The organism is Aliarcobacter vitoriensis (genome assembly GCF_048320235.1).
Classification (GTDB): Bacteria; Campylobacterota; Campylobacteria; order Campylobacterales; family Arcobacteraceae; genus Aliarcobacter; species Aliarcobacter vitoriensis.
On record NZ_CP182882.1, the window covers coordinates 855462 to 869345 of the forward strand.

Below are 13884 nucleotides of genomic sequence, written 5' to 3' on the forward strand. Positions count from 1 at the left end.
AAGGTATTTTATGGAAATTTCAAACAATACTTCATCAATAATTTCAAATACTAATTCTGAAAATATAAGTTCTGAAATAGTAGAAAAAAAAGATAGTTTTGATATCTTTATGGAAAATAGAGAAAAAGAGAAATCTAAACAAAAAGAAACAGAAGAACTTTTAGAAGATTTGGATTTTGTAGCAAAAACAGGATTTACAAAAGAACAGCTGGAAGCTATAAGACAAAAATTAGAAGAGTTACAAAAAGCTAGAGCAGAAAGTGGACATACTCCCCAAAATATAGAAGAAGTTTTAGCAAATCAAAAAGCAGATTTACAAGCAGCAATTTACGAAGTTACAGGTAAAAATGTAAATTTAGATGAAGAGACTATTTCAAATTTTATGAAAGAACAAAATGGTAATGAATTTAAATCTATTTCTACTGATGAAAGTTTAAGATTATTAGCTGAATTTAAAAATAAATGAGATTAGATTTATATTTAACACAAAATTTTAATATTCAAAGTAGAAATAAAGCTTGTGAACTTATCAAATCAAATAAAGTAAAATGCAACGGTAAAATCATCACAAAATCTTCATATATAGTAATTTCAAATGATATTATAGAGCTACTTGAAGAAGATTTTTATGTAAGCAGAGCAGCTTATAAGCTAAAATATTTTTTGGATGATTTAAAAATAGATTTGAAAGATAAAATTGCACTTGATATTGGAAGTAGTACAGGTGGATTTACACAAATATTATTAGAAAATCAAGTAAAAAAAGTACTTTGTGTAGATGTAGGAAGTAATCAACTTCACGAAAGAATAAAAGAAGATAAAAAAATAGAATTTTTTGAAAATTGTGATATTAGAAATTTTCAAAGTGATATTTGTTTTGATATTGTAACTTGTGATGTATCTTTTATATCTATTTTAAATATTATAAATGCTATAAATTCACTCCAATTTAAAGAGATTATAATACTTTTCAAACCACAATTTGAAGTGGGAACAAATGTAAAAAGAGATAAAAAAGGTGTTGTAAAAGATATTCAAGCAATAAAAAAAGCTAAAGATGATTTTTTGGCAGTTGCATTTAATTTAAATTGGAAATTAAAAACAAATAACATTAGTAAACTTCAAGGAAAAGAAGGAAATGAAGAGGAGTTCTTCTATTTTAGTAAATAAAGAAAATATAGATTCCATAGCAATTGGTGGATTTGATGGTATGCATATAGCTCACCAAGAACTATTTAATAATTTAAGCCAAAATGGAGCAATCATAAGTATAGAAACTGGTTATGCTTCTTTAACCCCACAAAATTATAGACAAGAGTATTCAAAATTTCCTATTTTTTATTATGATTTACAAAATATAAAAGAGCTCAATGGAATTGAATTTATAAAACTTCTAAAAAGTGATTTTAAAAATTTAAAAAAAATAGTTGTTGGTTTTGATTTTTGTTTTGGAAAAAACAGAGCCTGTAAAGTAGATGATTTAAAAAAAGTTTTTGATGGAGATGTTGTAATAATCTCTGAGATAAAATTGGATAATTTTCCAGTTCATTCAAGATATATTAGAGAATTTTTATTAAATGGACAAATAGAACAAGCAAATAGATTTTTAGGAAAAGAGTATAAAATATATGGACAACATATAATTGGTCAAGGAATTGGGAAAAAAGAGTTTGTAGCAACTATAAATCTAAATGTTAATGAGTTTTTATTGCCACAAAATGGAGTTTATATAACTAAAACTATTGTTGATGATTGTGAATATAACTCTATTTCATTTTTAGGTCATAGGCAAACAACAGACGGAAATTTTGCAGTTGAAACTCATATTTTAAATGTAGATAATTTGGAAGTAAAAGATAATATAGTTCAAATAAAATTTATAAAACAAATCCGTGAAAATAAGAAATTTGATAGTTTTTTAGAGTTAAAAAATGAGATTTTAAACGATATAAATATTGCAAAAAAATATTTTTATTAATTTTTAGATAAAATATTAAGATGATAGATAAAGTATTTAATAAAACAATTTCAAAACAATTTGAGTTTGATGAAGAAGTCGCTAGTGTATTTGATGATATGTTAGATAGATCAGTTCCTTTTTATAAACAGATGCAAAAATTGTCTATTTCTTTTGCAAATAATTTTTTAGAAGATGGTTCAAATGTTTATGATTTAGGTTGTTCTACTGCTTCTACACTAATTGAACTTAGTAAAAGTAGTAAATATAATCTAAATTTAGTTGGAATTGATAACTCAAATGCTATGCTTGAACGAGCTAGTAAAAAAGCAAAAGCTTTTGGAGTTGAAATAGAACTTTTAAATGCTGATATTTTTGATGTTGATTTAAAAGATGCAAAAGTTGTTTTTTCAAACTATACTTTACAATTTATTCGCCCGTTAAATAGAGAAAAATTGGTAAAAAAGATTTATGATAGTTTAGAAGATGGTGGAGTTTTTATTTTTAGTGAAAAATTGGTTTCAAAAAATAGCTTTTTAAATAAACAGTTTATCGATGAATATTATAGTTTTAAGAAAACTCAAGGATATAGTGAATTTGAGATATCTCAAAAAAGAGAAGCTTTAGAGAATGTACTTATTCCATATACAGAAGATGAAAATAAAAAAATGATAGAAGATGCTGGATTTAAACATTGTGAAACAGTTTTCAAATGGGTAAATTTTGCTCTTTTTATAGCAATAAAATAAAGGAGAACAGATGTTAAAAGTTGGAGATAAAGCACCAAGTTTTTGTGCTTTCAATCAAGATGATACAGAAATATGCCTAAGAGATATAGTTGGTCGTTGGATAGTTTTATACTTTTATCCAAAAGATTTAACACCAGGATGTACAACTCAAGCTTGTGATTTTACAAGTAATCAATTTTTATTTGATAATTTAGAAGCTACAATAATAGGAGTTAGTCCTGATGATACAAAAAAACATAGACAATTTATAGAAAAATATGATTTAGGGATAACTTTGTTATCTGATAATGATAAAAAAATGTGCCAAGATTATGGTGTTTGGCAACTAAAAAAATTTATGGGTAAAGAGTTTATGGGAGTTGTAAGAACTACTTTTATTATAAATCCAAAAGGTGAAATTGCTCATATTTGGGATAAAGTAAGTGTACGAAAAACAAAAAGTGTAAAAGGTGAAAAAATCGAAATTTTACACGTTGATGAAGTTAGACAAAAATTAGAAGAGTTACAAACTCAATTTTAAAAAAGGAATAAAATGTTTAAGAAAAGTTTATTTTTTGCTTGTATTGGCCTGTTTTCGATGAATTTATCAGCGTTAGAAACTATTTGTTATAAAAATGGTTTAGATAACCCTTCACAAATTGAAACTGCAAAACTCGAAGGTGGATTTTGTGCTGGTAATGTAACTGTTGATGATATGAAAAAAGATGGTTGGAATATTTTGGATATAAAAGTAACTGTTGAACAAAATAAATTAAGCTATTCATACTATTTTTACAAAAATGCTAAAAAAGGTTTAAGTAGTGGAAACTATGCTTCAAAACTAGATAGTGGTAAAAATGAGTTCTCAATACAACCAATCGGTGCAAAAGTTGAAAATTTAACAGACAATAAAAGTGTAATTGCAGTTGGGAATTTATTGGTTGGTCAATCTGGAATTGTAGTTCATATTTATGATAATGATCGAAGGTTAATTGTATCAAATGCAAAAGTTATAAGTTCTGATGCTAACTCTTCGGTTGTTGAATATTTTGCTTTTAATGATTTAAAACAAGATGCTATTCCTACAACAAATAGAACTGTTCAAAATGGAGATGTTATTATATTAAATTATATGTATGACCAATCACTTCTAATTTCTCCTGATTTCAATGGTTATCAAGCAGTAAGAGAAGATTTTGCACAAAATAACTTTATTCATCCAGATATTTTTGGAGCTACTTTAAAGTTTGATAATCAACCTCTTCCAAAAAAAGAAGATTTCCAAAAATTTGCAATTGAACAAAATTTAGGAACGATATTTTTTGTTATAGCTAAAAAGATATATATTTTAGATGCAAAAACATTTACTGTTTTAGATTCATATAATTTTCCTTATGCCTCAAATGAAAAACAAATGCCATTTTTTACAAGAATTGAAGAGATAAAAGGTCCTTTAATTGATTTAAAAAATATTCCGTTTGTATCTGATGCTTTAGGATTAAAAGACGATAGTATAGATAGTTCAAACTATGACAATTACTATAAAAGTATTTTAGGAATAAAATAATGATTGATAAAAAACATTTAGATTATATTACATCTATTGTTGGACAAGAAAATATAAAAAGTGATAAAGCTCACTTGATTGCTTTTTGTTATGATGCAACAAGAAATAGGTTTGAGCCAGATGCAGTTGTTTTTCCAAGACATGAGCAAGATGTAAGTGATATTTTAAAATATTGTAATGAACACAAAATTGTTATAGTTCCAAGAGGAGCGGGAAGTGGCTTTACAGGTGGTGCATTACCATCAAATGGTGGAATAATTTTAAGTTTAGAAAGACATATGAATAAATTACTAGAAATTGATATGCAAAATATGGTTGGAGTTGTTCAACCTGGACTTATAAATATGCAATTTCAAAAAGCAGTTGAAGAAGTAGGACTTTTCTATCCACCAGATCCTGCAAGTGAAGAGTATTCAACACTTGGTGGAAATGTAAGTGAAAATGCTGGTGGGATGAGAGCTGCAAAATATGGTATTACAAAAGATTACGTTATGGCTTTAAGAGCTGTTTTACCAAATGGAGATATTATCGTTGCTGGTAAAAAAACAATAAAAGATGTAGCAGGATATAACACAGCTGGTATTTTAATAGCTAGTGAAGGAACTTTAGCTGTTATCACAGAAATTACTTTAAAACTTATTCCAAAACCAAAATTCAAAAAAACATATATGGGAGTTTTCCCTAGTGTAAATAGTGCTATGACTGCTGTATTTAAATCACTAGCAAGTGGAGCTAATCCAGTTGCTATGGAGTTTTTAGATTCACTTGTAATAAAAGCTTTAAAACAAAAATTTCCAAATATTGAATTACCGCAAGATGCTGGTGGAATTTTAATTGGTGATGTAGATGCTTCTAGTATTGCAGAAATTGATGAACAACTAAATATTTTAAAAGAGTCTTTTAGTGAAAATGGTTCTATTGATTTTATAGTGGCACGTGATGAAGAAGAAGGAAAAAAACTTTGGTTTGCAAGAAGAAATGCTAGTCCTGCAACTATGGTTTTTGGAACAAAAAAATTAAACGAAGATATTTCAGTACCAAGAAGTAAATTGCCAGAAGCACTTGATGAAATTTATAAAATTGGTGAAAAATATGGTTTCCAAGTACCTTGTTTTGGACATGCAGGAGATGGAAACATCCATGTAAATGTTATGGTAAAAGATAAAACAAATGAAAAAGAAATGGCTGATGGACACAAAGCAATTGAAGAAATTTTCCAACTTGTTGTTGATATGGGTGGAACATTGAGTGGTGAACATGGTATTGGTATCTCAAAAGCTCCATTTATGGATATTGCTTTTACAGAAGCAGAAATGAATCTATTTAGAAATATAAAAAAAGCTTTTGACCCGAACAATATTTTAAATCCATTTAAAATGGGATTATAATTTTGCAAGAAAAAACTATTTTTAGAAAAATCATAGATAGTATCGAATCATTTTTCAATGACGATACTACCTATTTTGCAGCTAGTCTTAGTTTTTTCACTATATTTTCTATATTGCCAATCATAGCTTTAGGAATTGCAATAATTTCAAAGTTTCCAGATTTTGATGCTTATTTAGATACATTTACAAGTTTTTTACTAAATTTCTTAAATCCAACTCACTCTGAAGATATTATAAATACTTTAAAGAATTATATCTCTAACTCAAATAAATTGGGATTTGTAGGTATTTTTTATATGCTTTTTGTATATATTATGTTTTTTAAAGATTATGATTACATAGTAAATAAAATACATAATACAAAAAGAAGAGCTATTTATAAATCATTTTTTATATACACAATATTTTTTATAGTTTTTCCAGCAATTTTTATATTTTTAAATACACTTTTATCACTTCATAGTAGTAGTTTATTTAAAAGTTTTCTATTCTTTTTATTTACTTGGAGTATATTTTTTCTATTATTTAAACTAAGTGTAAATAAAAAAATATCATCAAAATCAGCGATGATTTCATCATTTTTAACTTTAAGTGTATTGAGTATTACAAAAAATCTTTTTGTATATTATGTAGTTTACAACAAAACTTATTCAACAATTTATGGTTCTTTATCAACTCTTCTATTTTCATTTTTATGGATTTATATATCTTGGATAATTTATCTATATGGTGTAAAATTTTGTCATAGATTAAATACTACAAAATCAAATAAAATCGTATAATTCATCTCTTATTTTTAAATGTAATTCGAAGATATTTTTATCTTCATTTGTCAAAATTTTATTACAATCAAAACATAAAATAGCAATATTCTCGATATTATATCCTCCACCTTCTTCAAAATTATGAATTAAAAAGGTATGAGCATCAGTTATTTTTTCCATTTTATTTCCACAGCGATTACAAACTCGATTATCTCTAAAGAAAGCTAGTTCTTTTCTTCTTAAAAAATCTTGTGGCTTTTTTATATTTGGGCTAGAGTTTATACCATAACCACTCCATAAAAGTTCTTTTTTTACAGTTTCTTGAGTCTTTTTAGTGTATTCAAAATCAATAAATTGCTTTACAATTTTATCTATAAAAAGTGTTTTTTTTATCTTTAAATTTTCTTCTTTTAAAAATTTATCATCAATAGATAAATCAAAACTTATTTTTGGATGTTCTCTTTTTAAATAAGAGTTTACTAAATCAAAAAAAACATCAAAATTATCACTCTTGTGATTATCCTTTTGAAATAGAAAACTCTTTATTTTATCTAACATCAACTCTCTTTTAATCTTTTAACATCTGCACCAATATTTATTAGTTTTTCTTCTAAATTTTCATATCCTCTATCAAGATGGTAAATTCTATGAATATTTGTCTCTCCTTGTGCTACAAGGGCAGCTAAAACTAAAGCCGAAGATGCTCTTAAATCTGTTGCCATTACATCTGTTCCACTTAAACTATCTTTTTTACCAATAATAGTAGCTATATTTCCATTTAAATGAATTTCTGCACCAAGTCTTAATAACTCACTAACATGCATAAATCTATTTTCAAATAATCTTTCATCAATTGTACTTGTTCCATTCGCTTGAGTTGCCAATGCCATAAATTGTGCTTGCATATCTGTTGGAAAACCTGGATATTCAGTAGTTATTATATTTACTGGTTTTATATCTTGTGTTGGTAATATTGTTACACTATTTTGCGTTTGTAAAACTTCAAAATTCATCTCTTCAAGTTTTGAAATAACTGCTTCAAGATGAGATGGAATAATATTTTTAATAGTTAATTTTTGATTCGTAATAGCAGCTGCACACATATAAGTTCCAGCTTCAATTCTATCTGGAATTACTGAAAATGGTTTAATATCAAGTAGTTTTCCATTTGTTCCTTCAATTACTATTTTTGAAGTTCCAATTCCATCTATTTTTACTCCAGTACTTTGTATTACTTCACAAAGTTGTACTATTTCTGGTTCTTTTGCTGCATTTATGATAGTTGTTATTCCATTTGCAAGAGCTGCTGCCATAACTATATTTTCAGTTCCACCAACAGTTACTTTATCAAATACAATTTTTGCACCTTTTAATCCTTCTGGAGCTGTTGCTTTGATATATCCTTGCAATATTTCAATATTTGCTCCCATTTGCTCCAATGCTTTTAAATGTAAATCAACTGGTCTTTGACCTATTGCACAACCACCAGGAAGTGAAACTTCGCAATGTCCAAATCGTGCTAACAATGGTCCTAAAACTAAAATAGAAGCTCTCATAGTTTTTACAATATCATAAGTTGCAGTTGTATTATTTATCGTACTTGTATCAATAGTAGCACTATTTTTATCTTTTTGAAAAGTACCACCAAGTTTTGAGATAAGCTTTAAAAAAGTATTTATATCAGCAACATTTGGTAAGTTATTTATAGTGATTTTATTTTTTCCTAAAATTGTGCTTGCTATCAATGGCAATGCTGCATTTTTTGCACCAGATATACTAACTTCACCAGATATTTTTTTATTTCCAATAATCTTTAAATATTCCATAGATTTCCTAAAAATAGAGTTTAAAATAGAGTTTATATTACCCAAAAATTGCTTTATTTTAGTTATCTTACTATACTATTAGCTTTTTTAAAAAAGGAATGAATTTGGAAGAAAATGTTAATAAAGCTATAAAATATATGCTTATTGCTTCATTTTTATTTGCACTTATGGGAGTTACAGCAAAAGAATTAAGTGGAAATTTAGCTCCAATAGAAGTAGTGTTTTTTAGAAATGTTTTTGGAGTTTTTATAATACTTTACTCTATTTACAACTCACCTCTAAAACAAATAGGTGGAAAGTTTTGGTTACTTATTTTTAGAGGAACTGTTGGCTTTATTTCACTTTTATTTTTCTTTTACAATATTGCAAATATTCCTTTAGGAGAAGCTATGACTTTTTCAAAAACTTCTACAATATTTACCGCTCTTTTAGCATATTTTTTTCTAAAAGAAAAAATAGGTTTTAAAGGTTGGATTGGAGTATTTATTGGATTTATTGGTATTTTATTTATAACAGAATTTGATGGAAGTAGTTTAGAAAAGACAGATTATTTAGGTATTCTTTCAGGAGTTGGAGCAGCACTAGCATATACTTCTATAAGAGAACTAAGGCTTTACTATGATAGCCGAGCCATAGTTTTATCTTTTATGGCTATGGGAACTATTTGTCCATTAATTTTAATGGTCATTAGTGAATTCTACATAAATTCTAACCTAGATTTTATGTTAGGAGAGTTTATATTCCCTACAAATTATGAATGGTTTATTATAGTTTTATTAGGTCTTTTTTCTACTTATGCACAAATATATATGACTAAAGCTTTCTCTTTTGCAAAAGCTGGAATTGTAGGAACAATATCATATAGCAATATAGTTTTTTCTATTATTTTAGGATTATTTGTTGGAGATAGTTTTCCTTCATTTATAATAGTTTTAGGTATAATCTTAATTGTAATTAGTGGATTTTTAGTAAGTAAAAAATAAAAGGATTTTATAATATGATAGTAATGACAGGACCTTGCGTTTTAGAAGATATGGATACAGTTTTAAGAATAGCTGAAAAGTTAAAACCACTTAGTGAAGACAAGAGAGTAGATTTTTATTTTAAAGCTAGTTTTGACAAGGCAAATCGTACAAGTTTAAGTTCATTTAGAGGACCAGGTCTGGATGAAGGTTTAAAGATTTTTGAAAAAATAAAAAAAGAGTTTGGATACAAAGTTGTAACAGATATTCACGAATCTTATCAAGCACAACCAGCGGGAGAAGTGATGGATATACTTCAAATTCCTGCTTTTTTATGCAGACAAACAGATTTATTAGTTGCTGCTGCAAAAACACCTGCAAAAATAAATATCAAAAAAGGACAATTTTTAGCAGCAGATGCTATGAAACATCCAGTTGAAAAAGTTTTAAATACAAGAGGTATAACAGAAGTAAATTATGAAAATTCACAAAAAGCTGGAGTTTGGCTTTGTGAAAGAGGAAATACTTTTGGATATGGTGCTTTAGTTGTAGATATGAGAAATTTATTGTTACTTAGACAATATTCACCAGTTATTTTTGATGCAACTCATAGTGTACAAATACCTAGCACTGGAGGTACTACTGGAGGAAATAGCTCTTTTGTACCATATATGGCAAGAGCAGCTGCAAGTGTTGGAGTTGATGGATTCTTTTTCGAAACACATATTGACCCAAAATGTGCAAAAAGTGATGGACCAAATATGCTTCAAATAGATGATTTATATAAAACAATGAATGATATTTTTGCTATTAAAGAGGTTTTAGGAAACTAAAATAAGATATTTAAATGTTTAAAATAATTCTGTTTATCTCTTTATTTATAAACTATCTATTTGCTTTTGAATCAAATCAAATAGATTTATCACTCTCAAAATGGGAGTATAGATGGGGAGATTCTACTTTTTCAAATAATACTCCTATATGGACTTTGGAACAAGATAATAAAGAATGGAAAGAGATACTTTTCCCAAGTAATCCACCAAATAGAAATAATCAAACCAATGTTTGGTATAGAGTAAAACTTCCTAATAATTTACCAAATGATGCCAATTTATATATTTTTAGTACAGATTTAATTATGGAAGTTTATCTTGAAAATAAAAAAATATATCAATTTGGAACTTTTAATGCACAAGGAAAAGGTAAATTTGAAGGATGGCCTTGGCATTTAATCCCTTTGGACAATGAAGCTCAAAACAAATATTTATATTTTAGAGTATTCTCAAACTACCTTGATATAGGATTATGGGGTGAAATATTGATTGATTCAAAAGGAAATATTTATAAAAAACTTTTAGATTATGATATTCCAAAAATTATTATAGGTTCTATATCTATTTTTGTATCAATACTATTTTTACTTACATTTTTTTCTAAATTTAGAAGTAAAGAACTTTTGATATTAGGTTTACTTTTTCTATCACAAGCATTAAATGTATTTTGTTCTGTGAAAATATTAAAATTATATTTTGATTTTCCACTATTGTATCAGTATATTTTGGCATTTTCTTATTTCTTTTTTCCTTTGGGTATAGCTTATTTTATGGATAAAACTATTAGTTTTAAAACTCCATTTAATCTAATAAGAAAAATATGGCAAGTACATTTTTTATATTTAATTATTGCATTTTTTGGTTCTATATTTGGTTTATTTACATTAACATCATCTTATAAATATTTTGATATTTTATATAATCTCATAACTTTACCTATTTTGACAATTTTTATAATTTACTTCTTTATTAAAGGAGATAAAAAAATAAAAATAATTACATTTAGCTTCTTTATAATATCTTTGTATTGGGTATATTCAACTTTAATAGCTCTCGGTGTTGTACCTTGGGAAGAGTATCCAAGTGATATTGTTATCCTTATTTGCTTATTACTTTTAGCTTTTTCTATGATTGATAGATTGAACTATACAAAAGAGTTGGAATTAGCAAAAGAAGAATTAACTAAACTTTCAAAAATAGACTTTTTAACTAAACTAAACAATAGAAATGAAATAGATTCAGTTTTGGGAATAAGTGAAAGTATATTTAAAAGATTTAAAGATAATTTTTCTGTGATTCTACTTGATTTGGATGATTTTAAATATGTTAATGACACATATGGTCATCTTGAAGGTGATAAAGTATTGATTAGCCTTGCTTCAATATTAACAAAATCAACTAGAGATATAGATATAGTAGGAAGATGGGGTGGAGAAGAATTCATCATTATTTGCCCAAAAACATCTCAAAAAGAAGCAATAGTTTTAGCAGAAAAATTAAAAAACAAAATATCAAATTTTGATTTTGGAATAGTAGGTAGAAAAACTGCAAGTTTTGGAGTTAGTGGATTTAGAGAAGATGATAATTTAAATGAGCTTTTATTAAGAGCTGACAAGGCTTTGTACTGTGCAAAAGAAAAAGGTAAAAATAGAGTTGAAGAATGTTAATATAACTAAGAAAATTCAAAACAAAATCTTATCAAACAAGAGTTGAAATAAATCCCAACTCTTGTACTTAATAACTATATTTCTGATATTTTTAAAACTTATATTTCAAAGTAGCCATCCAATTTCTTTCATCTCCATAAGAATGGTAATAAAAGTTTGTTTTATACTCTTTATTTAAAGCATTATTAAGATTTACAAGTAAACTTAAGTTTTTATTAAACTCATAATTTGCCATCAAATCTACTACAAAATAATCTTTTTGTGTAGCTTCTCCCACCATTTCAGGATGACCTGCACTAATATAATTATTCTTTGCATTATTATCCCATGTTTCACTTTGCCATCTTACTCCACCACCCACTGTTAAAGATGGTGTAGCTCTATATGTTGTAAATAGATTTGCTGTTCTTATTGGCAGAATAGTACTATTTAATCTTTTTCCATCTTTATCTTTAAGAATTGATGAAGAGAAACCAAATTGAGCTTGCCAATATGGAGTGATTTCTCCTGATACTTCAAACTCCCAACCTTTATTTTTTGTATCATTCTCTGCTTTAAATGCACAATTATTAGTACCTGGTCTTTTATAACAAATTCCATTTTCATCTTTATCTTGAACAGCTAGATTATCTTTTCCTGATTGAAATAGTGCAATACTAGAGTTTAATCTTCCATCAAACCATTCACCTTTTAATCCAACTTCATAATTAAATCCAGTTTCTGGATCAAGTAAATTATCATTTTTATCTTTTGCACTTTGTGGATTAAAAATCTCTGTATAACTTACATATGTAGTTAAGTTATCTGTAAGATCATAAGTTAATGCTAAATATGGTAAAAAATTATCTGTATCTCTAGTAATTATTCCTTTACTTTTAGCTTCATATTTACTATAACGACCACCTAAAATTGCTGATAAATCATCTGTAAAATTTAGTTTTGTTGAAACAAATCCACCATATTGTTGTGTTTCTGTATTACCTGTGCTTTTTATTCCATTCCAAATTGGTTCAATATGTACTAATCTATTATTAATTATTTTCATATCTGTTTGTGAATTTACATTAGGTCTATCCAAAGAAATAGCATCTTCTTTATGTTTTTTTCCATTAAAGCCCATAACTAAATCATGAGTTTGATTAAATAAATCAAATTGTCCATTTAATTTTACATCTAAGGTATGAATTTCACGATCATATTCTACATTAGTGGCATAATAACTACTGCTGCAAGTACCATCATCTAACCATCTACTACAATTACTATATTTTAGCTTTTGATCACCATTTGTATAACTATAATTAGTATTTATCTTCCAAGAATTATTGATATGATGTTCTATATTTAAAGTATAATTATCTCTGGTTTCCTTGTCTTTTGTCCAATCTGAATTATCCCACATATATTTATCAAAATTTGTTAATCCTACAACTTTTCCACTTGTATTATAAGAAAATATATCTGGATTCATTGCATAAGCTTGAAAATTGGATTCATGATTAGTCCTTTCATAAGAACCAGTAATTGTTGTTGAATCACCTAAATCAGCTTCTACTACACCATATAAAGTACTATTTTCTCTATCAAATATTGGATTGAAATATCCCCCTTGATTATGAACAGCTATAAATCTTCCTCTGATACTTCCATCTTCATTAAATCCACCAGCGATATCTACTACACCTCTATATTTATCCCATCTTCCAGCTTGTGCTTCAAGTGATGCTTGAAATTCTTTAGTTGGTTTTTTTCGCACTAGATTGATACTTCCACTTGGTTCTCCAGCACCAGTTAAAAGTCCAGTTGCACCTCTTACAATGCTTATAGAATCATAAAGAGAACTATCAATTTCTCTAAAACCATAGTTATTACGTATATAATTACTTGGAGAACCATCAACTTGTAAATTTTGAATTTCATAACCTCTCGAGAAAAAATAAGCAAAACCTGCACTTCCTATTCCTTCATTTACATTAACTCCTGTTGTATTTTTCATAACATCAACTAAGTTATTTAATTGTTGGTCTTCCATTCTTTTTGAAGTGATAACTGAAACTGATTGTGGTGTTTCTTTAAGTGATAAGTTCATACCTGTTGCTGAATTGTCTTGGCTACGAGTGTAACTATTTTCTCTATTTTCTTTTACTGAAATTTCATCTAGTATATAAGTTTTACCTACTTTTTGATATGAT

Annotated in this window: 14 protein-coding genes; 11 read left to right on the top strand and 3 right to left on the bottom strand. The window is 26.9% G+C overall.

The window, feature by feature from the left end:
* Positions 1-10 precede the first annotated feature (10 nt).
* Genes ACNSOS_RS04300 through ACNSOS_RS04335 form a run of 8 tightly spaced genes read left to right on the top strand, consistent with a single transcriptional unit; the run spans position 11 to position 6422 of the window.
* Positions 11-466 carry a hypothetical protein gene (locus tag ACNSOS_RS04300; RefSeq protein WP_418186073.1) on the top strand — a complete coding sequence of 152 codons (456 nt, stop codon included), beginning with the start codon at positions 11-13 and terminating at the stop codon, positions 464-466.
* A complete protein-coding gene (locus ACNSOS_RS04305) occupies positions 463-1170 on the top strand; it encodes a TlyA family RNA methyltransferase (RefSeq protein ID WP_418186074.1) in 708 nt (235 codons plus the stop codon). The genes ACNSOS_RS04300 and ACNSOS_RS04305 overlap by 4 nt, the downstream gene beginning before the upstream one ends.
* Positions 1139-1978, top strand: coding sequence for a bifunctional riboflavin kinase/FAD synthetase (locus tag ACNSOS_RS04310; RefSeq protein ID WP_418186075.1), 840 nt, complete (start codon positions 1139-1141; stop codon positions 1976-1978). Before ACNSOS_RS04305 ends, ACNSOS_RS04310 begins: the two co-directional genes overlap by 32 nt.
* Before the next feature lie 20 nt (positions 1979-1998).
* A complete protein-coding gene (gene cmoA / locus ACNSOS_RS04315) occupies positions 1999-2706 on the top strand; it encodes a carboxy-S-adenosyl-L-methionine synthase CmoA (protein ID WP_113909547.1) in 708 nt (235 codons plus the stop codon).
* 10 nt (positions 2707-2716) lie between these two features.
* Positions 2717-3226: a thioredoxin-dependent thiol peroxidase gene (gene bcp / locus ACNSOS_RS04320; RefSeq protein WP_113909548.1), complete on the top strand. Its 510-nt coding sequence runs from the start codon at positions 2717-2719 to the stop codon at positions 3224-3226.
* 12 nt (positions 3227-3238) lie between these two features.
* Positions 3239-4252, top strand: a complete 1014-nt coding sequence (locus ACNSOS_RS04325; protein WP_418186076.1) for a plasminogen-binding N-terminal domain-containing protein — start codon at positions 3239-3241, stop codon at positions 4250-4252.
* On the top strand, positions 4252-5640 hold the full coding sequence (locus tag ACNSOS_RS04330; protein WP_418186077.1) for an FAD-binding oxidoreductase: 1389 nt from the start codon (positions 4252-4254) through the stop codon (positions 5638-5640). Before ACNSOS_RS04325 ends, ACNSOS_RS04330 begins: the two co-directional genes overlap by 1 nt.
* Positions 5641-5642: 2 nt before the next feature.
* Entirely contained in the window at positions 5643-6422 is a 780-nt protein-coding gene (locus ACNSOS_RS04335; protein ID WP_235826924.1) for a YihY/virulence factor BrkB family protein, read from the top strand.
* Here ACNSOS_RS04335 and ACNSOS_RS04340 read toward each other — a convergent pair.
* Together ACNSOS_RS04340 and murA are read right to left on the bottom strand one after the other, a co-directional pair.
* Positions 6405-6962, bottom strand: coding sequence for an HNH endonuclease signature motif containing protein (locus ACNSOS_RS04340; RefSeq protein WP_418186078.1), 558 nt, complete (start codon positions 6960-6962; stop codon positions 6405-6407). The two genes, ACNSOS_RS04335 and ACNSOS_RS04340, sit on opposite strands and share 18 nt — an antisense overlap.
* Positions 6962-8230, bottom strand: coding sequence for a UDP-N-acetylglucosamine 1-carboxyvinyltransferase (gene murA / locus ACNSOS_RS04345; RefSeq protein ID WP_418186079.1), 1269 nt, complete (start codon positions 8228-8230; stop codon positions 6962-6964). Before murA ends, ACNSOS_RS04340 begins: the two co-directional genes overlap by 1 nt.
* A 98-nt stretch (positions 8231-8328) precedes the next feature.
* On the opposite strand from murA, the gene ACNSOS_RS04350 reads away from it, so the two are divergent.
* From ACNSOS_RS04350 to ACNSOS_RS04360, 3 genes are read left to right on the top strand one after another with little or no spacing between them, the layout of a single operon-like run.
* Positions 8329-9213, top strand: a complete 885-nt coding sequence (locus tag ACNSOS_RS04350) for a DMT family transporter (RefSeq protein WP_418186080.1) — start codon at positions 8329-8331, stop codon at positions 9211-9213.
* A 14-nt stretch (positions 9214-9227) separates the two neighbouring features.
* Positions 9228-10025 (top strand): 3-deoxy-8-phosphooctulonate synthase, encoded by a 798-nt coding sequence (kdsA, locus tag ACNSOS_RS04355; protein ID WP_418186081.1) that lies wholly within the window; start codon positions 9228-9230, stop codon positions 10023-10025.
* A gap of 14 nt (positions 10026-10039) precedes the next feature.
* A complete protein-coding gene (locus ACNSOS_RS04360) occupies positions 10040-11692 on the top strand; it encodes a GGDEF domain-containing protein (protein WP_418186082.1) in 1653 nt (550 codons plus the stop codon).
* 91 nt (positions 11693-11783) lie between these two features.
* Here the strand turns inward: ACNSOS_RS04360 and ACNSOS_RS04365 are convergent, their stop codons facing one another.
* Positions 11784-13781, bottom strand: a complete 1998-nt coding sequence (locus tag ACNSOS_RS04365) for a TonB-dependent siderophore receptor (RefSeq protein ID WP_418186083.1) — start codon at positions 13779-13781, stop codon at positions 11784-11786.
* Positions 13782-13884: the final 103 nt, after the last annotated feature.